This window comes from Sphingobium sp. TomTYG75, assembly GCF_054771635.1.
The window spans coordinates 1,441,764-1,461,385 of record NZ_BSRE01000001.1; the positions used below are offsets into that span (position 1 = coordinate 1,441,764).

18 protein-coding genes are annotated in these 19,622 nt (G+C 62.2%); 4 read left to right on the forward strand and 14 right to left on the reverse strand.

Annotated features, from left to right (window positions below; translation table 11 throughout):
* Nucleotides 1-95: 95 nt before the first annotated feature.
* The 6 genes from ACYU81_RS07315 to ACYU81_RS07340 are packed head-to-tail and all read right to left on the reverse strand — an operon-like array spanning nucleotide 96 to nucleotide 5,886.
* A complete protein-coding gene (locus tag ACYU81_RS07315) occupies nucleotides 96-1,022 on the reverse strand; it encodes a ParB/RepB/Spo0J family partition protein (protein ID WP_460987039.1) in 927 nt (308 codons plus the stop codon).
* Nucleotides 1,019-1,801: a ParA family protein gene (locus tag ACYU81_RS07320; protein ID WP_449474503.1), complete on the reverse strand. Its 783-nt coding sequence runs from the start codon at nucleotides 1,799-1,801 to the stop codon at nucleotides 1,019-1,021. The genes ACYU81_RS07315 and ACYU81_RS07320 overlap by 4 nt, the downstream gene beginning before the upstream one ends.
* Nucleotides 1,798-2,439 carry a 16S rRNA (guanine(527)-N(7))-methyltransferase RsmG gene (gene rsmG / locus ACYU81_RS07325; RefSeq protein WP_460987040.1) on the reverse strand — a complete coding sequence of 214 codons (642 nt, stop codon included), beginning with the start codon at nucleotides 2,437-2,439 and terminating at the stop codon, nucleotides 1,798-1,800. Before rsmG ends, ACYU81_RS07320 begins: the two co-directional genes overlap by 4 nt.
* Nucleotides 2,436-4,286 carry a tRNA uridine-5-carboxymethylaminomethyl(34) synthesis enzyme MnmG gene (mnmG, locus tag ACYU81_RS07330; protein WP_460987041.1) on the reverse strand — a complete coding sequence of 617 codons (1,851 nt, stop codon included), beginning with the start codon at nucleotides 4,284-4,286 and terminating at the stop codon, nucleotides 2,436-2,438. The genes rsmG and mnmG overlap by 4 nt, the downstream gene beginning before the upstream one ends.
* Before the next feature lie 60 nt (nucleotides 4,287-4,346).
* A complete protein-coding gene (gene mnmE / locus ACYU81_RS07335) occupies nucleotides 4,347-5,624 on the reverse strand; it encodes a tRNA uridine-5-carboxymethylaminomethyl(34) synthesis GTPase MnmE (RefSeq protein ID WP_460987042.1) in 1,278 nt (425 codons plus the stop codon).
* 7 nt (nucleotides 5,625-5,631) lie between these two features.
* The gene (locus ACYU81_RS07340) at nucleotides 5,632-5,886 is read right to left on the reverse strand and encodes a DUF6489 family protein (RefSeq protein WP_196226641.1); all 255 of its coding nucleotides are present in this window, start codon (nucleotides 5,884-5,886) and stop codon (nucleotides 5,632-5,634) included.
* Nucleotides 5,887-6,029: 143 nt separating this feature from the next.
* On the opposite strand from ACYU81_RS07340, the gene ACYU81_RS07345 reads away from it, so the two are divergent.
* Nucleotides 6,030-6,728 (forward strand): dienelactone hydrolase family protein, encoded by a 699-nt coding sequence (locus tag ACYU81_RS07345; RefSeq protein ID WP_460987043.1) that lies wholly within the window; start codon nucleotides 6,030-6,032, stop codon nucleotides 6,726-6,728.
* 14 nt (nucleotides 6,729-6,742) lie between these two features.
* Nucleotides 6,743-7,711 (forward strand): quinone oxidoreductase family protein, encoded by a 969-nt coding sequence (locus ACYU81_RS07350; RefSeq protein WP_460987044.1) that lies wholly within the window; start codon nucleotides 6,743-6,745, stop codon nucleotides 7,709-7,711.
* Nucleotides 7,712-7,778: 67 nt separating this feature from the next.
* Here ACYU81_RS07350 and ACYU81_RS07355 read toward each other — a convergent pair whose 3' ends face one another.
* Nucleotides 7,779-8,501, reverse strand: coding sequence for a YjbE family putative metal transport protein (locus tag ACYU81_RS07355; RefSeq protein ID WP_449474509.1), 723 nt, complete (start codon nucleotides 8,499-8,501; stop codon nucleotides 7,779-7,781).
* A gap of 21 nt (nucleotides 8,502-8,522) precedes the next feature.
* Nucleotides 8,523-9,779, reverse strand: coding sequence for a transcription termination factor Rho (rho, locus tag ACYU81_RS07360; protein ID WP_449474510.1), 1,257 nt, complete (start codon nucleotides 9,777-9,779; stop codon nucleotides 8,523-8,525).
* 304 nt (nucleotides 9,780-10,083) lie between these two features.
* Between rho and ACYU81_RS07365 the strand changes: the two genes are divergently transcribed.
* On the forward strand, nucleotides 10,084-11,004 hold the full coding sequence (locus tag ACYU81_RS07365; protein WP_460988133.1) for a retroviral-like aspartic protease family protein: 921 nt from the start codon (nucleotides 10,084-10,086) through the stop codon (nucleotides 11,002-11,004).
* 151 nt (nucleotides 11,005-11,155) lie between these two features.
* Here ACYU81_RS07365 and ACYU81_RS07370 read toward each other — a convergent pair whose 3' ends face one another.
* From ACYU81_RS07370 to ACYU81_RS07395, 6 genes are all read right to left on the reverse strand, one after another.
* Entirely contained in the window at nucleotides 11,156-13,234 is a 2,079-nt protein-coding gene (locus tag ACYU81_RS07370; protein ID WP_460987045.1) for a transglycosylase domain-containing protein, read from the reverse strand.
* Between the two features lie 111 nt (nucleotides 13,235-13,345).
* Complete coding sequence (msrB, locus tag ACYU81_RS07375) at nucleotides 13,346-13,750, reverse strand: peptide-methionine (R)-S-oxide reductase MsrB (RefSeq protein ID WP_460987046.1); 405 nt, start codon at nucleotides 13,748-13,750, stop codon at nucleotides 13,346-13,348.
* A gap of 39 nt (nucleotides 13,751-13,789) precedes the next feature.
* On the reverse strand, nucleotides 13,790-14,815 hold the full coding sequence (gene holA, locus ACYU81_RS07380; protein WP_460987047.1) for a DNA polymerase III subunit delta: 1,026 nt from the start codon (nucleotides 14,813-14,815) through the stop codon (nucleotides 13,790-13,792).
* A complete protein-coding gene (lptE, locus tag ACYU81_RS07385) occupies nucleotides 14,812-15,309 on the reverse strand; it encodes an LPS assembly lipoprotein LptE (protein WP_449474515.1) in 498 nt (165 codons plus the stop codon). Before lptE ends, holA begins: the two co-directional genes overlap by 4 nt.
* Before the next feature lie 99 nt (nucleotides 15,310-15,408).
* Nucleotides 15,409-17,925 (reverse strand): leucine--tRNA ligase, encoded by a 2,517-nt coding sequence (gene leuS, locus ACYU81_RS07390; protein WP_460987048.1) that lies wholly within the window; start codon nucleotides 17,923-17,925, stop codon nucleotides 15,409-15,411.
* 86 nt (nucleotides 17,926-18,011) lie between these two features.
* A complete protein-coding gene (locus ACYU81_RS07395) occupies nucleotides 18,012-18,461 on the reverse strand; it encodes a DUF3576 domain-containing protein (RefSeq protein ID WP_460987049.1) in 450 nt (149 codons plus the stop codon).
* A gap of 225 nt (nucleotides 18,462-18,686) precedes the next feature.
* Here ACYU81_RS07395 and ACYU81_RS07400 point away from each other — a divergent pair, with 225 nt between their 5' ends.
* Nucleotides 18,687-19,415, forward strand: coding sequence for a hypothetical protein (locus ACYU81_RS07400; RefSeq protein WP_460987050.1), 729 nt, complete (start codon nucleotides 18,687-18,689; stop codon nucleotides 19,413-19,415).
* Nucleotides 19,416-19,622 lie beyond the last annotated feature (207 nt).

Below are 19,622 nucleotides of genomic sequence, written 5' to 3' on the forward strand. Positions count from 1 at the left end.
AGCATGATCCCATGCAGTTTTGATCGGGTCATGCTCTGGGCAAGACCCTCGTCAGATGCCAGTGGCGCGCGGCGGATCATGCCACGCTTGCCTGTTCAGATGCGCTCTCCGGACAGTCGCTGACACAGCATGTCGAGCTGGTCGAGGGTCGAATAGCGCAACGACAGCGTGCCGCCCGCGCCCTCCCCATGTCCAATGTCCACTTTGACGCCAAGAATATCGGCAAGATGCTGTTCGAGCGCCGCGATATCGGGATCCTTGCTGACCAGTCCCGACGAGGCCCGGCCTCGCGGCGCCGCCCCTTCCCCCTTTTTCGAGCGGCGCACCAAGTCCTCGGTATCGCGCACCGACAGGCCCTTGGCCTCCACGGTCTTTGCGAGCGTCTCACAATCCGGCGCGCCGATCAGCGCCCGAGCGTGCCCCATCGACAGCTTCTGCTCAACGACCTGTTGCTGCACCGAAGCCGGAAGATCGAGCAACCGAATAAGATTGGCGATGTGGCTGCGCGATTTGCCAACGATCCGTCCCAGCGCTTCCTGGCTGTGATTAAAGTCCGCGATCAGCTTGCGATAGGCTTCCGCCTCTTCGATCGGGTTCAGGTCTTCGCGCTGGATATTCTCGACCAGCGCGATTTCCAGCGTTTCGGCTTCGTCAAAATCGCGGACGATAGCCGGGATGCGGTGCAATTGCGCACGCTGCGCCGCCCGCCAACGTCGTTCCCCCGCGACGATCTGAAATCCGCCACCATGGGGACGCACGATGATCGGCTGAATAACGCCGCGCTTGCCAATGCTATCCGCCAGCTCCGCCAAGGCACCTTCGTCAAAATGACGGCGGGGCTGCTCCGGATGCGGCTGGATCAAAGCGACTTCGATGCTCTGGATAGCCTTGGTCGAAGCGGAAACGGCCTGTGGTGCGACCGGCTCTTCTCTCGTTACGTCGCCCAGCAGCGCTGAAAGGCCCCGTCCCAGTCCATGGGGACGCTTGATAACCTTCAGCTTTTCATCATTCTCGTTGCTCAAGCCGCAACCTCCTGTGGGGGCAGACGCGAAATCAGTTCACGGGCGAGGCGCATATAGGCCTCCGAACCAGAACAGCGGAAGTCGTAGATGAGCGCCGGAACGCCATGGCTTGGCGCTTCTGAAAGCCGAACGTTCCGCGGAATAACCGTCGAGAAGACCAAGTCGCCCAGACAGGCCCGCACATCGTCCGCGACCTGATCTGTGAGGCGATTACGCCGATCATACATGGTCAGCGCCACACCCATGATCGAAAGCCCCGGATTGAAGCGGCCGCGAATGCGCTCCACCGTTTGCAACAGCTGGGACAGGCCTTCCAGCGCGAAGAATTCACACTGAAGCGGAACGAGCAGGGATTGGGCCGCCACCATCGCATTGATGGTCAGGAGGCCGAGCGAAGGCGGACAATCTATGAGGCAGATATCCCACCTACCGGCCTGCGCTTCGCTGAGCACCCGCTCCAGTCGGTGGGTCCGTTCCTCATATTCGATCAATTCGATCTCGGCCCCCGACAAATCCTGCGTAGCCGCGATGATATCGAGTTTCGGCACACGGGTCGGGAGGATCGCGTCTTCAATAGCGCAATTCCCGACGAGCAAGTCGTAGCTCGACCAGGTACGATCGGATTGATGGACCCCCAATCCTGTCGAAGCATTTCCCTGGGGATCGAGGTCGATCAACAACACTCTCAGGCCAGTAGCGGCAAGCCCGGTTGCCAAGTTGATCGCCGTTGTGGTCTTCCCCACCCCACCCTTTTGATTCGCAATGGCGATACGGATCATTTGCGACCTTTCTTGCCCCTTGGCGCTACCGACTGCGCTATGATGATTGCGCTTTCCGGGTCGGTGATGCTGCGTTCCACGTGAAACACACCTTGCCACGAGGATCGCGCCGCCTCCAGTTCATTCTGCGCATTACGCCCCTTTGGCAACACCCAAAGGGTTCGATTATCGGACAAATGGAGCGCCGAGGGGAAAAGGCGCTCCAACGGAGCGTAAGCGCGCGCACTGATTACCGCCGCCGCCTTTGAGGAAGCACCTTCCACTCGTCCGCCGTAAACTTGGGCATTCTTGATGCCGACACTGTCGATCACCTCATTCAGGAAATCTATTCTCTTACGCCGCGATTCTATCATCAGCACGGGCCGGTCGCTCAAGATGGCGATCACGATTGCGGGCAAACCCGCTCCCGATCCGAGGTCGATCCAAAGACCCTCACCCGCGCTATCGGCCAATGTGAGAAGCTGAGCCGAATCCGCAATATGCCTCGCCCAGACATGATCACGCGTGGACTCTGCAATCAAATTCTGCTGATCCATCTCGGACAGCAAGATTTGCACATAGCCGTCCAGCTTCTCCCATGTTTCACGTGAAACGGGGAAATGCTGCTCCAGCCATGCCTTCGCTTCATCCTCCGTCATGCGGCTCGACGCCGAACATGTACCAGCAACGCCGCCAAAGCCGCTGGGGTAATGCCCCGAATGCGGCCCGCAGCCGCCAGCGTATCGGGGCGAGCCTTATCAAGCCTCTCGATCATCTCGCTCGACAGTCCACCGATTGCCCCGAAGTCAAAGTCGGCCGGGATCGACACCCGCTCGTCGCGACGCAAGGCAGCAATCTCTGCCGCTTGGCGTTCGAGATACGGAGCGTAATGGGCGTCCTCCAGGATTTCGTCTCGCACACTCTCGTCCACTGATGTGAGCGACGGCGCCAAAGCGAACAGCAATTCCCGCTGGACTTCCGGAAACCGCGCCCATTCAAACAACGTTCTTCGCGAGCCATCCTGCCGGACATTCGCACCCGCGCGGGCAAGCTGAGTGGCGCTCAGCTGCTGCCCCAGCGCCTCATCCACACTGGCGCGCTGCGAAGCCCGCCGATCATAATGAGCGAGCCGATCCTCGCCCAATATGCCATGCACCCGACCAACGTCTGCCAGCCTACTCACGGCATTGTCCGCTCGAAGCCGCAATCGATACTCCGCCCGCGCAGTCAGCATGCGGTACGGCTCAGTCACGCCTTGCAGCACCAGGTCATCGACCATGACGCCGATATAACTGCTCGCCCGATCGAGGATCATCGGCGCATCACCCTTGGCACGCGCCGCCGCATTCACACCGGCAACCAGCCCTTGCGCCGCCGCTTCCTCATATCCCGTGGTGCCATTTATCTGCCCTGCGCAGAACAGGCCGGGGACCTCTCGCATTTCCAGACTGTGGTCCAATGCGCGCGGATCGATATGATCATATTCGACCGCATAGCCCGGCACCACAATCTCGGCACACTCCAGCCCCACCATCGACCTGACCATCTGCTCCTGTACATCGGCAGGCAGGGAGGTACTGATCCCATTGGGATAAACCAGATGGCTTCCCAGCCCTTCCGGCTCCAGAAAAATCTGATGCCCGTCACGATCGCCGAAACGGATCACCTTGTCCTCGATCGACGGGCAGTACCGAGGACCGCGCCCCTCGATCGCCCCGCTGAACAATGGCGAGCGCCCCAGGCCCCCACGGATGATCGCGTGGGTCGCCTCATTGGTACGCGTGATCGCGCAGCTCAACTGAGGAAGCTGCCGCCCTGCAGAGATGGCGGACATGGTCCAATCGCCACCGTCAGACGGCTGCTCCTCCAGCACCCCCCAATTTATCGATCGCCCATCCAGCCTCGGCGGGGTCCCAGTCTTCAGCCGCGCGATTGGCAGGCCCAGCCCACGAATCTGAACACCTAGTACCGTTGCCGCCCGCTCCCCGGTTCGACCGCCCGTCAGAGTCTCCTCGCCCCGGAATAATTTGCCGCCCAGAAATGTGCCCGTTGCCAACACGATGGCTGGCGCGGACAAGCGGCGTCCGTCTGCCAGCTCCATCCCATCAACCTCGCCATTCTTCAGCAGCAGCGCCGCAGCCTCACCCTCGATGATTTCGATCCCGCGCTGCGCATCGATCATGCGGTGAATGGCGGCCCGGTAATGTGATCGATCGGCCTGCACGCGCGGCCCCTGAACGGCCGCACCTTTGCTGCTGTTCAACATCCGATAATGTATCGCGGCGGCATCGGCGGCACGCGCTATCAAGCCATCCAGCGCATCAACCTCGCGCACCAAATGACCTTTGCCTAAACCCCCGATCGCCGGGTTGCACGACATCGCCCCCACCGTTGCTTTTTCGAAGGTGAGAAGCGCGACCCGCGCACCCTTGCGAGCAGCCGCAGCCGCCGCTTCGCACCCGGCATGGCCGCCGCCCACCACTATCACGTCAAAAGCTGTCTGCATGTCGGCGCCCTTATCAGAATTGGGGCCTCGCGGTCAAAACTGTTCCACGTGGAACAGCGGTCATTTGCCGATGCAAAATCCTGCAAAGAGCCGGTCGAGCATATGCTCGGTGCTTGCCCGCCCCGTCAGCGCGTCGATGGCCGCACGCGCATGGCGAAGCTCTTCAGCGACAATGAGAAGGTCCGACTGCGGCAAGGCGTTTTCCAAATGACCGACGAGCAGCGCAACACCCTCTCGCTGCCTTTCATGCAGGGCATATTCACACTCTCCGGGCAGCAACGCCGCCGCTCGCTCCAGAAGCAATGCGACGAGAGCTTCCATTCCCTCGCCCGTGACCGCCGATATGGGTAGCCCTCTGGCCACCGCGTACCGGTCACATTGGGCAGCAACAATCATTGCGTCGGCGCGCGGTGCTTCATCCGGATCGCCAAGCCACAAAATGATGTCGGCACTGTCCAGCGCCGCGCGAGCCCGGTCCATCCCCATCGCCTCAATAACGTCCGATGTCCCGTCTCTCAGACCGGCGGTATCGGTAAACAGAAAAGCCGTGCCGCCGAGCGCTGCGGGCACTTCTATGCGGTCGCGCGTCGTACCCGCCACATCGGACACAATCGCCGCCTCCCGCCCCACCAGCGCATTCAAAAGCGTCGACTTCCCCGCATTGGGCGGCCCAGCCAGCACCACCCGGATACCATCCCGCAAACGCTCGGCCGAAGGCGCACTTAGCGCCGACCGCACCTCATCAATGAGCGCAGCTATACCGGAGCCGATACGTTCCTCGGCCCCATGTTCAGGCACATCATCCTCATCGGAAAAATCGAGCGCTGCCTCTGCCATGGCGGAAAGATCAAGCAAGCTCCCTTGCCACTGCTCCAGCCGACGAGAAAAATGCCCCTCGGACATAAGCAGAGCCGCGCGCCGTTGCTGCTGGGTTTCGGCGGCGAGAAGATCGGCCAGCCCCTCCACCTCATTGAGATCCATGCGCCCATTCATGAAGGCCCGGCGGGTAAACTCACCCGGCTGGGCCTGCCGCACGCCTTCAAAGGACCTGAGCGCATCCTCCAGCCCCGCAATCACGGCCCGCCCGCCATGGCAATGCAGCTCCGCCAGGTCTTCGCCGGTCGCAGTGCCGGGGCGAGGAAACCAGAGAATGAGCGCACGATCGAGAGGAGCGCCGTTGCGCGGGTCTTTCAGCAAAGCCAGCCGCGCTCGCCGGGGTTCGGGAAGATGTCCCGCAAGCCCCTGCAAGGCGGCAGCAGCAGCAGGGCCACTTATCCGAATGACCCCAATCCCTGCCGGTGGCGCACCACTCGACAGGGCGAAAATCGTATCTGCCATTAACGGATCAGGACTTGTCGCCATTCTTCCCAGCAACGCCAGAAAGGCCGATGTCCATCATCTGCCGGAACAGGCGCATCCCCGCGTCCCCCAGAGGAGAAAAGCTCTTGAACATCGTTTCCATCTGTTCGGCGCTGGCGATGCCGTCAAAGCTGTCCAGCATGGTTTTCACATATTTGTCGTGAATGGGTGTGACATCGGGCAGGCCCAGAAAGGCCCGCGCCTCGGTTGGGGTGCAATCTACGTCGACCGTTACTTTCATCCTGCGCACCTTCAATTGCCAGCGATCGTCGTCATGCCGCAACATGGCCCCTGAACGCAAATAATTTGGGCACAGCAGCGTTGGCGGTTCTGCAAAAGCCGCTTATCCTCAAACACAGTGCAGCGAACGAAAGGACATCCGCCATGGGATCATTTACGCCGATTTCGACCCTTGAGGGCGATGCGCAATTCGACACCTATGTCGCTCGACCCGACGGAACCCCGCGCGGGGCGATTATCGTCATTCAGGAAATCTTCGGCGTGAATGAAGGCATTCGCCGCAAATGCGACAATTGGGCCACCCAAGGTTATCTGGCGGTTTCTCCCGACTTGTTCTGGCGCGACACCGCGCATGTCGAACTGGATGCAGACGTTCCGGAACAATTTCAGGCGGCAATCGGCCACATGCAAAAGCTGGATCAGGACCTCGCCATCTACGACATTGAATCAGCGATCAAATTCGCTCGGGCCGAACTGAGTGGCACAGGCAAGGTCGGCGTGGTCGGCTATTGCCTTGGCGGGCGACTGACCTTCATGGCCGCCTGCCGGACGGATGGCGACGCCTTTGTCGGCTATTATGGCGTGGGCATCGACAATCTTCTGGGCGAGCAGCATGCGATCGGCAAACCCGTCCTACTGCACATCCCCACCGCTGACGGATTCGTGCCGCCGGAAGTCCAGAAGACGATGCATGACGGCCTGAAGGACAATCGCCATGTAACCCTTCACGATTATGAGGGGCTGGACCATGGCTTCGCCGCTGAAATGGGCGCGCGCCGGGTCGAGGATGCCGCGCAACTGGCCGATCAGCGCACGGCCGACTTCTTCGCCACGCATCTCTGACCGACGCGCCGCCCATGACACGAGCTTGGCGCATGATCGTCCGCGCGACCGGTGGTCCGGAGGTGATCGAGCGGGAGTATTTCGATCCCGCGCCTCCGGCCGAGGGTGAGGTGCTGATCGCTCAAGATGCAATCGGCTTGAACTTCATCGACACCTATCATCGGTCGGGCCTCTACGAAGCATCGCTCCCCCTCACCCTCGGAGTCGAAGGCGCGGGCTATGTCGCGGCCTTGGGACCGGGTGTCAGCGGGCTGGCGATCGGCGATAAGGCAGGCTCGGCGGGCGGCATGGGCGCCTATGCCACCCATCGCACGGTCGCCGCCGACCGCGTCATAAGGATTCCAGACGAAATCGGCACGGATGAAGCCGCCGCGATGATGCTGAAGGGCATGACCGCCTGCTTCCTTGCGGAGGATATATTGCCGCTGCGGCAGGGTCAGGTCGCTCTCGTCCATGCAGCCGCGGGTGGCGTAGGTTCCGTGCTGGTGCCTTGGCTTCGGGACAAGGGCGTCGTGGTCATCGCCCATAGCGGTTCAGCAGAAAAGGCCGCAACCGTGCAAGCGGATCACAGCCTACACTGCCCGTTACCGGACCTCGCCGACCGGGTGCGCGCCCTGACGGAAGGTCATGGCGTGGACGTCGTCTATGATGGCGTGGGGAAGGATAGCTGGAGCGCTTCGCTTGGCTCGCTCAGGCGGCGCGGCATGATGGTGAGCTATGGCAATGCGTCTGGCCCAGTACCGCCGGTCAGCCTGCTGGAACTCAGTCGCGCTGGGTCCCTCTATGTGACCCGCCCCACCCTGTTCGACTATATCGTGACGCAGGAGGAACTGAAACATGTCAGTGACCGCCTGTTCGATCGCATGTTGAGGGGCGTCGTTCGCGCCCATATCGGCCAGCGTTTCGCCCTTTCGGAGGCTGCTGACGCCCACCGCGCGCTGGAAGGGCGACAGACCGTCGGTAGCACCATCCTGGTGCCATAGGCGCGCTGAAGAAGTCTGAAACGGGTTGAGCAGGTGACGGGCTCAAGCCCGCCCCTGCTCGCCTCAATCACACAAAGAGGGTCAGAATGCCGACCTGATGGTCGATAATACCCTCATAGATCATCTTGACGGCGACATAGATGATGACGGCCAGACCCAGATAAGCGATCCACCGGAAACGCTCGATATATTTGGCGATGATGTTCGCCGCGATACCCATCAGGGCAACCGACAGGATAAGCCCGATAATCAGGATGCCAGGGTGATCGCGCGCCGCACCCGCGACGGCCAGCACATTGTCCAGGCTCATCGACACGTCGGCAACGGCGACAGCCCAAGCGGCGGCTGCGAAGCTCTTGGCGGGACGCAGCCCCGATATGTCATCGTCGCTGGGATCGTCCGGCGTGTCCGCACCCCGCTTCGGGTGCAGTTCGCGCCACATCTTCCAGCTGACCCACAGCAGCAGCAGGCCACCAGCCAGGATCAGGCCGACGATCTGCATCAACTGCGTCACGACCAGGGCAAAACCGATACGCAGCACCAATGCGGCGATGATACCGATCATGATGACGCGCTGACGCTGCTGCACCGGCAGGCCCGCCGCCAATGCGCCCACGACGATCGCATTGTCGCCAGCCAGCAGGATGTCGATCATCAGCACCTGGCCAAAGGCCGACAAGGCAGCCGGAGAACCGATATTGCTGAAATCGTTGACGATGTGCCCCCAAATATCGGCGGGCGAACCCATACCCTGCGCGGCAGCGGCGGCAGTCGTAAGAAGGTCGATCATAACGGCCTGATATAACTCCGCTTACTGGTTCATCGAATCGAAGAAATCTTCGTTGGTCTTGGAATCCTTCATCTTGTCGAGCAGGAACTCCATTGCGTCGACGGTGCCCATCTGCATCAGGATGCGACGCAGCACCCACATTTTGGATAGCTTGGCCTTGTCGACCAGCAGCTCTTCCTTGCGCGTACCCGACTTGCCGACATCCAGCGCCGGGAAGATGCGCTTGTCCGCGACCTTGCGGTCCAGCACGATTTCCGAGTTGCCGGTGCCCTTGAACTCTTCGAAAATGACTTCGTCCATGCGGCTGCCAGTGTCGATCAGGGCCGTCGCGATGATGGAGAGCGAACCGCCCTCTTCGATGTTGCGCGCCGCACCGAAGAAGCGCTTGGGACGCTGAAGCGCATTGGCGTCAACGCCGCCCGTCAGCACCTTGCCCGACGAGGGCACGACGGTATTGTAGGCACGACCGAGGCGGGTGATCGAATCAAGCAGGATCACCACATCCTTCTTATGTTCCACGAGGCGCTTGGCCTTTTCGAGCACCATTTCGGCGACTTGGACGTGCCGCTGCGCGGGTTCATCGAAGGTTGAGGAAACCACCTCGCCCTTCACGCTACGCTGCATGTCGGTGACTTCTTCCGGGCGCTCGTCGATCAGAAGGACGATCAGGAAGACTTCGGGATGATTGTCGGTGATCGCCTTGGCGATGTTCTGGAGCAGGACGGTCTTACCGGTGCGCGGCGGCGCGACGATCAGGGCGCGCTGGCCCTTGCCCTGTGGCGAGACGATGTCGATGACGCGGGCCGACTTGTCCTTGACCGTGGGGTCGAGCGTGTCGAGCACCAGCTTCTGGGTCGGATAGAGCGGCGTCAGGTTGTCGAAGTTGACGCGATGCCGGACGACATCCGGGTCATCGAAGTTGACGGAGATAAGCTTCGTCAGCGCGAAATAACGCTCGCCATCCTTGGGCGCGCGGATTTCGCCTTCCACCGTATCACCCGTGCGCAGGCCGAACTTGCGGACCTGATTGGGCGACACATAAATGTCGTCGGGACCGGCAAGGAAGTTCGCTTCGGGCGAGCGCAGGAAGCCGAAGCCATCGGCCAGCACCTCGATCGTGCCCTCACCCATGATCTGCTCGCCATTTTCCGCCTCAGCCTTGAGGATCGCGAACATCAGGTCCTGTTTGCGCAGGGTCGATGCGCCTTCGACGCCCAGTTCTTCCGCCGTGGTGACCAGGTCGGCGGGTGATTTCTTCTTGAGGTCTTTAAGGTGCATTCGACTTAAGTCCGATGACGAGAGATGAAGATTGGAAATACGAAAAAGGAGAGTCGCCCGGTATGGAAAACACGGGACTCCGGCGCTGGACGGCCGGGATAGACCGTCCGCGTTTAGCGATCAGCCCCCCCCAAAGTCAAGGTGTCGCTTGGCCCTGCCTTGCTGGAAATGCTGGCTCCCGCCGCCTTCGTCGGCAAATGGTGCAGCAGTTGCGGCAATGGACCGGCCTTGACGATCCATGCTATGACTTGGCGCTCTAGCTGAAGAGGCGAAGGGTATGAGAAGGCCTTATCTCGTCCCTGCAATGGCCATGCTGATGATGTGCCCGCCCGCCGCGGGGCAGCCGGTCCCTGCGGCCGATCCGCCCGCCGTGGTCCGCACCCTCTCAACCAGTGACGACCGCGTCTCCATCCCCATCCACATCGATGGACGCGGCCCCTGGAACTTCATCGTCGATACCGGATCGCAGCGCACCGTCATCTCCCGTGATCTTGCCGATCGCCTCTCCCTGCCCGCCCGCCGCCATGTCACCATCGTCAGCATGGCGGGTCGCCAGGAAACGCGCACCGTCGCTGTTCCGCGGCTCGGCTATGGCGCGGAAACGGTCGATGACATCGAAGCGCCCGTGCTGGAGGGGGACCATCTCGGCGCGGCTGGGCTGCTCGGGCTCGACAGCCTGCATGCCAAGCGCCTCCTCCTGAATTTCCGCACCGGCCGAATGGAAATCGGCGCCAGCCGTCCCTCATGGCGGGACCCCAACGCCATCATCGTCGAGGCACGGCGCCGCAAGGGGCAGCTGATCCTGCTGCATTCCGACGCCAACGGGTTGAAGGTCAACATCATCCTCGACACCGGCACGCATCTAAGCGTTGGCAATCTCGCCCTGCGCGACAAACTGATCCGCAAGAAACGCGCCCCGGCGATGAGCGAGATCAGCCTGATGAGCGTAACCGGCGAGACCCTGACGGGTCAGCTTGGACGCATCGGCAGGATCCGCATGGGACCCATCGTCTTGACCGACCTGCCAGTCATGTTCGCCGATGCCCAGCCGTTCAGCGAACTTGGGCTGAAGGACAAGCCGACCCTGCTACTGGGCATTCAGGCCCTCAGAATGTTCGATCGCGTCGCCATCGACTTCGGCCGGGGCAAGGTCGATTTCCTGATGCCGGACGCCAGCGCGCTTGATCCTCGGCGCTTTGCCGGAGCGCCCCGTCAAGCCGGTTAGAGCACTTTAGAGCCTCTTACCCTTATCTCCATCACTCAACTCCGTTCGGGCTGAGCTTGTCGAAGCCCTCTTCTTTCTAAAGGGAAGCAGAACCCTCGGCAGGCTCAGGGCGAACGGTAACGGGGGGAGTGCCGATTTAGGGATCAATACCCTAGCGCGGCGCAGTCCGCTGCCTGTCGCGGCCGAGCACCTGATCGATCCATTGCTGGTCCAGCTTTGGCGGCGCCGTCCGGGCAGGAGGCGCCTGATCGACCGACTGATCGTCTTGCTGGGGCTCCTGATCCTGCTGCTGCTGCTGCGGGTCCTGACTGATCGGCAATCCATTTTCATCGACCATCATGCCCCCACCCGTTCCATTATCGGGCTGGCCATAATAGGCCTCGTCGTCGGGCTCCAACTGCCATTCGGGCAGCGTCACCTGCGTCTCGAACTGCTCGACCGGGCGGCGGCCAACGGCGACCTTCATATAGTCGGCAAAGGCGTGCGCGGGCGCGCGGCCACCCTGCAAAACACCCACCGGCCGCGCATCGTCCCTGCCCATCCAGACGCCCGTCGTGATCCCGCTGGAAAAGCCCAGGAACCATCCATCCTTGTTGCTGCTGGTGGTGCCCGTCTTGCCCGCGACCGGCCTGCCAATCTGCGCCGCCTTGCCCGTGCCCGTGCTGACCGCCGTCTGCATCAGATCCGTCATCCCCGCCGCTACCCAGGGCGCGACAAGCACCCGGCTGGTATCATCCTGATGCTGGTAGAGCATCCGCCCATCGGCCGTTGTCACCTTGGTGATGCCATAGGGCGTCACCGCCACGCCCTTGCGCGCGATGGACGCAAAGGCGCGCGTCATGTCGATCAGGCGCACGTCGGACGTGCCCAGCACCATTGAGGGATGCGTATTGATCGGCGTCGTCACGCCAAAGCGCCGCGCCATGTCCGCCACGGTCGGAAAGCCCACTTCGACCCCCAACTGCGCCGCAACCGTGTTGATGGAGTAAGCGAAGGCCGTCCGAACATCGATGTCGCCAGAATAGCGGCCCGAACTGTTGCGTGGGCTCCATCCGTTGATCGTCACCGGCTTGTCCGTGACACCGGTATCAGGCGTATATCCCGCCTCCAGCGCCGCCATATAGACGAATATCTTCCAAGCCGAACCCGGCTGTCGCGTGGCTGTCGTCGCCCGGTTATAGTTGGACGTCACATAGTCGAGCCCCCCGACCATCGCCCGCACCGCGCCATCGCGATCGAGCGAAACCAACGCCCCCTGCGCACCCCCCGGCACGTTGGCCTGAATCGCCGCCGTCGCTGCCTCCTGCATGCCCAGATCGATGGTGGTATAGACTTCCAGCGGTTCATTGGGCTCATCCACCAGCACATCAAGCTGCGGCAATGCCCAGTCGGTAAAGTAACGCACGCTGTTTTGCGGAGGCTCCGGCGCCATCTTGACGTCGTTCAGGTCGATACTCGCCCGCTGCGCCGCGCTGATCGCGCCATTTTCCTGCATCAGTTCCAGCACGACGCCCGCACGGCCGATCGCCGCTTCGGCATCGGCGGTGGGCGAATAGCTTGACGGCGCCTTCACCAGCCCCGCGATGATCGCCGCTTCCGGCAGACTAAGCGCCGCGGCAGGATGACCGAAGAATTTACGGCTTGCGGCGTCGATGCCATAGGCGCCGCCGCCGAAATACACCTTGTTGAGGTACAGCTCCAAAATCTGCCGCTTGGAAAATTTCCGCTCCAGCGCCAGCGCCAGGATCATTTCCCGAACCTTGCGGCCCCAACTATAGCTGTTGTTGAGGAAGATGTTGCGCGTCACCTGCTGGGTGATGGTCGACGCACCCTGCCAGCGGCGGCCCTTGCCCCGATTCTCCAACGCCACCCAGGTCGCGCGCGCCATGCCGATCGGATCGACGCCGGGATGCAGGTAAAAGCGCCTGTCCTCCGTCGAAACCATCGCATCGACCATCACCGTCGGTATCTGGTCATAGGACAGCCAGCGGCCAAAGCTCGGCCCCAGCGACACGATCACGCTGCCGTCGGCGGCATGGACACGGATCATCTGTCCATTGGGCGATGATTTCAGCGATTCATAATCGGGCAGCGACTGGTAGGCGATCACCACCGCCACGACGATCGCGAACAAAGCGCCCACCGTCGCGACCAGTCCGAACTTGATGCCCCGGATCAGCCACCGCTTCGCGCCCCCGGGCGTGTCCTTGCTCTTGCCTGCTCGTGCCATCTACATCGCCCGGATACGCGCTAAGGGATCAAGCCACCAGCGCAAAACGGACGCTGACAACCCTGTGATCTTGGTTCTCAAGAGAAGCGACGCTTTACCGGCGATGAATGATTATTCAACCTCGTTGCGCGGCTTGAAGTCCAGCGACGCACTGTTCATGCAATAGCGCAGGCCGTTGACGCCCGGACCATCGGGAAAGACATGGCCCAAATGCCCTTCGCACTTGGCGCAACGCACTTCGGTGCGGATCATGCCGTGGCTGCTGTCGCGAATCTCCTCCACCGCGTCGATGTCGACCGGTGCGGTAAAGCTCGGCCAGCCAGAGCCGCTGTCATATTTTTCCTCGGCATCGAACAATTCAGCCCCACAACCGGCGCAAAAATAGACGCCGTCAGCCTTGTTGCTGTTATATTTGCCGGTAAAGGCCCGCTCCGTCCCCGCCTCTCGCAACACATGAAATTGGTCGGAAGAAAGGCGCTCGCGCCATTCGGCGTCGGTCAGGTTGAGCTTGTCCATGGCCGCAATATGGCGACGCGACTTCCTGCGATCAAGCGCTTAGCGCTCCCGTGCCGCCTGCCGCGCAATGGCTAGCAGTTCATGGCGCACCATCAGGTCGCCAAGCCCCCTGCCCGACCGGCTCGCGCGCTCCGCCTGCGCCAGCCGCTGGATCACCCGCGCTATGCCATGCGCGTCCCACAGCCGCACCTGCCGGGTGACGACGCCCTTTTCCTTCCAGAACACCTGCTTGCCCGCAGCTTCGACCGCTCCCTCCAGCCGTCCGCTGTCATCGAAGGACGAACGGATATTGGCGAGCAGCATCGCACGGGTCAGAAGCGGACGCAGCACCGCCGCCATCGCGGTCCCTGCCTCAGCCAGACGCCCCAGTTCCCGATGCATGGCGCGCAGGTCGCCCCCCAGCACGGCATTGACCAGCGGCGCCGCGTCCGAATCGGGATTGTCGGCCGACAGGGCGTCCAGCGCTTCCGCCGTCGCCTCGGCTGGCCGATCGGGCGCAGCGTCCAGATAAAGGATCAGCTTCTCGATCTCACCGCCCATCAACGCGCGGTCGCCATTGGCAAGGTCCACTATCCGCTTCGCCAACTCGGCGGGCAGGCGCAGTCCCCCTTCGCGCGCGATCGCGACGGCAATCTGCTCCGCCTCCCGCGCATCCGGCTGATAGGAGGCGAACGCCATGGCCAGCGGACTGTCGAGCGCCAGTTTCAGCAGCTTGGACGTACCCTTCAGCGCCCCTGCGGTAGCGATCACAGGATTGCCTGCCGCCAGCGCTTCGAACAATGCCGTCACCGCGGGCAGCGACTCCTCGCCCATGCCATTGACGCGTATCCAGCGCCGGTCACCGAACATGGAAAAGGACGCGGCCTCATCCGCCAGCCGGGCGGGATCGTCCCGCAATGTCTGCCCATCCAGATCGACGCGCTCCGCCTCCGGCCCCATCGCCCGTTCAAGCCGCTTGCCCAGCGCCGCGCTCCCCGCCTCATCGGGGCCGTAGAGCAGGAAGAAACGGATATCGGCCGGGGGTGCGTCCAGTGCCTTTTCAATCTGGCCGCGATTAGCCTTCAACGCTGCTGGTCCCTCGCCGCGAACAGCGCCAGCCGGGATACGATCTGGTCCGCAATCGTCTGCGACAGCCGTTCCAGCGCTGTATCCTCCGCCGCGATGGTCGCATATTCGCTGGAGGTCACGTCGATGCCCGCGTCCGACCCCGCCGTATCGTCGATCACCTGCGCCCCGGTGGCCGCATCGATCAACTGATAGCGCGCCCGCAACGTCCGCCGTTCGCGCGTAATCGCCTGGTCAGCGCGCAAGCCAAAGCCGCTGATCTGGTCATCCAGCTTCACCACCAGCCTGTAGCTTGGTCCCGCACCGCTCATTGCGGACAGGCGGTCGTTGAGCGCATTGCGCACCAGCCAGCCGCCCTTCCCCTCGATCGGAGCAACTTCGACATTGCCCAGCTTCTGCGCGACCGCGCCATGACTGCCGCCACTATAGACGGGACGCAGACCACAAGCGGAGAGGATGACGGTGGCAGCGAGCAGGGGCAAAATGCGCTTCATGGGACACTCTCTACCCGTTCGGGCTGAGCCTGTCGAAGCCCTGTTCTTCTTTTGAAGAAAAGAGAGCCCTTCGACAAGCTCAGGGCGAACGGTTCGTTGTTAAATGACTAGGTTGACCAGCCTGTCAGGCACCACGATCACCTTCGTCGGGGTCGCGCCATCCAGCGTCCGCGCCACATTGGGCGCCGCAAGGGCGAGCCGTTCCAGCTCATCCTTGCTCGTCCCCTTGGGCACGGTGATGGTGTCGCGCAGCTTGCCCATGACCTGGCAGGCGATCGTCACCTCATCCTCGACCAGTAGCGCCGGATCGACCTGCGGCCAGGCTGCGTCGGCAATCAGGCCTTCCTCACCCATGTCCGCCCAGGCTTCCTCGGCCAGATGCGGCGTCATCGGCGCGACCAGCAGCGCCAGCGCCCGGATCGCCGCGCTACGGCTCGCCGAAGGCTTCGCCTTCTCGACAGCGTTGGTCAGTTCGTAGATCTTCGCCACCGCCTTGTTAAAGGACAGCGCCTCGATATCCTTGGCGATGCCGTCGATCGTCTGGTGCAGCTTGCGGTCCAGCGCCTTGTCGTCACCCTCGGCCGCCTTGTCCGCCTCTCCAAACAGCCTCCAAAGCCGGTTGATGAAGCGCCACGACCCTTCGATGCCGCTCTCCGTCCAAGGCAGGTCGCGCTCGGGCGGGCTGTCGGACAGCATGAACCAGCGCACCGCGTCCGCGCCATATTGGGCGATGATGTCATCGGGATCGACGACATTCTTCTTGGACTTGGACATCTTCTCGACGCGGCCCACCGTCACAGGGCCACCGCCATCGACCATAACGATCTTTTCACCTTGCCGCGCCACGTCCTGCGGTGCGAGCCACGTGCCTTCGGGCGACTTGTACGTCTCGTGCGTCACCATGCCCTGCGTGAACAGACCCGTGAACGGCTCGGCAAAGCCCAACTGCCCCATATGCTGGAGCGCCCGCGTCCAGAACCGCGCGTAGAGCAGATGCAAAATCGCATGTTCCACGCCGCCGATATATTGCCCCACCGGCAGCCACTTCTCGACCGTCTCGCGATCGAAGGGCTTGTCCTTGGGCTGGCTGGCGAAGCGGATGAAATACCAGCTGGAGTCCGCAAAAGTATCCAACGTATCGGTCTCACGCCGCGCCGCCTTGCCGCACTTCGGGCAATCGACATGCTTCCATGTCGGATGGCGGTCGAGCGGATTGCCCGGAATGTCGAAGCTGACATCCTCCGGCAGCACGACGGGCAGCTGATCCTTGGGCACGCCCACGACCCCGCAATCCTCGCAATGGATCACCGGGATCGGCGTCCCCCAGTAGCGCTGGCGCGACACGCCCCAGTCGCGCAGGCGGAACACGGTCGTGCCGTTGCCCCAGCCTTCGCCCTCGGCACGGCGGATCACCTCAGCCTTCGCATCCTCGACGCTCATGCCGTTGAGGAAGTCCGAATTCACGAGGCGGCCCGGCCCGGCATAGGCTTCGTCGCCGATACCCTTGTCCTCATCACCCTCGGCCGCGACCACGCGGTCGACCGGCAGCATATATTTGCGCGCGAAGTCGAGGTCGCGCTGGTCATGCCCCGGCACCGCCATAACGGCGCCCGTGCCATATTCCATCAGCACGAAATTCGCGACGAACAACGGCAACTTGCGACCCGTAAAGGGATGGATCACCGACCGCCCGGTGTCATAGCCCTTCTTCTCCTGCGTCTCGATCTCCGCAGCGGCGGTGCCGCTATGACGGCATTCCTCAGCGAACGCAGCCAGACCCGCATCCTTGGCCTCCAGCGCCAAAGCGATCGGATGGTCCGCCGCAATCGCCGCAAAGCTAGCGCCAAAGATCGTATCGGGCCGGGTCGAAAAGACCTCCAGCTCCCCAATGCCGTCCACCGCCTCGTCCAGCTTGAACCGGAACTGCAAACCGACCGACTTGCCGATCCAGTTCTCCTGCATCAGCCGCACCTTTTCGGGCCACTGATCCAGCGTCTTCAACCCACTCAGCAGATCATCGGCAAATTGCGTGATCTTGAGGAACCACTGGCTGAGCTTGCGCTTCTCGACCAGCGCACCGGATCGCCAGCCCTTGCCGTCGATCACCTGCTCATTGGCCAGCACGGTCATATCGACCGGGTCCCAGTTGACCGCGCTTTCCTTCCGGTAAACCAGCCCCGCTTCCAGCATATCGAGGAACAGCGCCTGCTCCTGCCCATAATAATCCGGCTCGCAGGTCGCCAGTTCCCGGCTCCAATCCAGCGCAAAGCCCAGCTTTTTCAGCTGCGCCCGCATCGTCGCGATATTGGAGCGGGTCCAGTCGCCCGGATGCACCTTCTTTTCCATCGCCGCATTCTCGGCGGGCATGCCAAAAGCGTCCCAACCCATCGGATGCAGCACTTCATGCCCCGTCATCCGACGGAACCGCGCCAGCACGTCGCCCATCGAATAGTTGCGGACATGACCGATATGGATGCGCCCGGACGGATAGGGGAACATCTCCAGCACATAGGAACGCGGCTTGTCGCTCGTATCCGACGCCTTGAACGTCTGCTTCTCGTCCCAAACGGCCTGCCAGCGGGCATCGGCCTCAAGCGGGTTGAAGCGCCTTTGCATCTGTTCACGTCCCCAAAATGCATGCGGGCTGAGCTCTTCCAAGCCCAGCCCCTTTGTTGTTCAAGAAATTGGATGAAAGGAAGGGCTTAGCCTGCGATCGCCATGCGGCGCAGGTCGCGCGCCTTGGTCAGGATGATCTCTTCCAGCTTCTGCACGGTCGCCGCCTGCACCGGCGCATCGACCCACTGGCCGCCCTGATTGACCTGGCGGCTGGCCGCGACGCGCAGCGCATCGGCGCGCAGGTCCTGGTCCAGGATCGACACGGTCAGCTTCATCCGTTCATTGGGCGTGTTCGGATTGGCGTACCAGTCCGTCACGATCACGCCACCGTTGGAATCGGTCTGCACCATCGGCATGAAGGACAGCGTGTCCAGCGTCGCGCGCCACAAATAGCTGTTGACGCCGATCGTCGTCACTTTGGACGCGGCCAGATCGGCCTTGGGACGTTCCTTGGCCCCGCCGCCGCAGGCAGCGAGCGGCAAAAGCGCGGCCAGCAGCAGACCGGCGGAAATAGAAGCGGGTAGGCGGCGGACCATCAGGGCATGTCCCATATTGAAGAAAAACGCCCCGCTTCTATAGAGAAGCCGTCGCAATGGGCAAGGGGGCCGTGGCAGCAGTTGCAACGCTTGGCCGCCAGCCGCGTTTTGGACTCTGTGTGTTCCGTGCAACAGCCCGGACAAAAAGGTCATGACGTACTACCCATCGCGGCTCGACGGGTGTACAAGTTTTGAAAATAAGTCGGTGGGGAAGAGATTCGCGTTATGCGCATGAATAGGGGATATTTGGCATTGGCAAGCGCGGCAGTTGCCGTCGCTGGCTTTATGCTGTCTCCTGCTATTGGCGCCGCGACCGATCTTGCCCGGCTACGCGCCGACGTGCCCGTGTCGCTTGGCGCTCTGGGCAGCATTTCCTCCTTCACCCCGACGACCAAGGACCCGCGCCTGGCTGCCGCCTATGCCCGGATCGCAGCGTCGGCTGGCCGTCAGAATTTCCGCTTCACACCCACCAGCGGCTCGCTCAGCGGGCAGCGTTCGGTGACGGTGATGGTCCGCGCCGCCGATCTCAACGATCGCGTCACGGTCAGCCGCACGATCGACCCGGTCGGCATCGCCCCCGTCGCCTTCAGCCTGAACAATGCGCATAACTGGCGCAAATTCGCTTTGCCAGAGGCTGTGGGCCGCAAGGAACTGGACCCGGTTTCGATCGAGCAGATGGCTGGCGCAAAGAATTTCTCGCTGGATCAGGGAAACAAGAATCGTTTCAGCACCAAGGTGATGATCGAAAGCCGCCGCGATCCGGGCACGGCTGTGCGCCCCAATGCGGACAAGGATTATTCGCTGGACCTCGCCAGCTCCTACTCGCTGACGCGCAACCTGAACGTCACCGCTGGCCTACGCTACAACAACAGCGTCATCGGCCGCCTGACCCCGATGACCGACGAGCGGCAGGATAACCAGGCCGTCTATCTGGGCACCGTGTTCAAGTTCTGATCTTGGTGAACTGATACCCGGATTCTGTAAATCGCTATCCGGGTTAAGGCCATTTTGGTGGCTCGACCGTAACTGCTTCCACAGATAGCTATTGCCGCTCCTTCGTCATCCCAGCGGACGCTGGGATCTCGTTAGGCTTGGTCGAACACTCGACACAAAAGCGCGGCGTTCACGCATGGATGACAGCTGATGACGATATCTTGCCAT

What these genes read in the sequence shown, in the direction of transcription:
- ACYU81_RS07400 (WP_460987050.1), top strand. Translation starts at nt 18,687, where the DNA reads ATGCGCATGAATAGGGGATATTTGGCATTGGCAAGCGCGGCAGTTGCC.
- ACYU81_RS07350 (WP_460987044.1), top strand. Translation starts at nt 6,743, where the DNA reads ATGACACGAGCTTGGCGCATGATCGTCCGCGCGACCGGTGGTCCGGAG.
- msrB (WP_460987046.1), bottom strand. Translation starts at nt 13,750, where the DNA reads ATGGACAAGCTCAACCTGACCGACGCCGAATGGCGCGAGCGCCTTTCT.
- ACYU81_RS07320 (WP_449474503.1), bottom strand. Translation starts at nt 1,801, where the DNA reads ATGATCCGTATCGCCATTGCGAATCAAAAGGGTGGGGTGGGGAAGACC.
- ACYU81_RS07355 (WP_449474509.1), bottom strand. Translation starts at nt 8,501, where the DNA reads ATGATCGACCTTCTTACGACTGCCGCCGCTGCCGCGCAGGGTATGGGT.
- ACYU81_RS07395 (WP_460987049.1), bottom strand. Translation starts at nt 18,461, where the DNA reads ATGGTCCGCCGCCTACCCGCTTCTATTTCCGCCGGTCTGCTGCTGGCC.
- ACYU81_RS07365 (WP_460988133.1), top strand. Translation starts at nt 10,084, where the DNA reads ATGGCCATGCTGATGATGTGCCCGCCCGCCGCGGGGCAGCCGGTCCCT.
- rsmG (WP_460987040.1), bottom strand. Translation starts at nt 2,439, where the DNA reads ATGACGGAGGATGAAGCGAAGGCATGGCTGGAGCAGCATTTCCCCGTT.
- rho (WP_449474510.1), bottom strand. Translation starts at nt 9,779, where the DNA reads ATGCACCTTAAAGACCTCAAGAAGAAATCACCCGCCGACCTGGTCACC.
- ACYU81_RS07345 (WP_460987043.1), top strand. Translation starts at nt 6,030, where the DNA reads ATGGGATCATTTACGCCGATTTCGACCCTTGAGGGCGATGCGCAATTC.
- ACYU81_RS07370 (WP_460987045.1), bottom strand. Translation starts at nt 13,234, where the DNA reads ATGGCACGAGCAGGCAAGAGCAAGGACACGCCCGGGGGCGCGAAGCGG.
- mnmE (WP_460987042.1), bottom strand. Translation starts at nt 5,624, where the DNA reads ATGGCAGATACGATTTTCGCCCTGTCGAGTGGTGCGCCACCGGCAGGG.
- leuS (WP_460987048.1), bottom strand. Translation starts at nt 17,925, where the DNA reads ATGCAAAGGCGCTTCAACCCGCTTGAGGCCGATGCCCGCTGGCAGGCC.
- ACYU81_RS07340 (WP_196226641.1), bottom strand. Translation starts at nt 5,886, where the DNA reads ATGAAAGTAACGGTCGACGTAGATTGCACCCCAACCGAGGCGCGGGCC.
- lptE (WP_449474515.1), bottom strand. Translation starts at nt 15,309, where the DNA reads ATGAAGCGCATTTTGCCCCTGCTCGCTGCCACCGTCATCCTCTCCGCT.
- mnmG (WP_460987041.1), bottom strand. Translation starts at nt 4,286, where the DNA reads ATGCAGACAGCTTTTGACGTGATAGTGGTGGGCGGCGGCCATGCCGGG.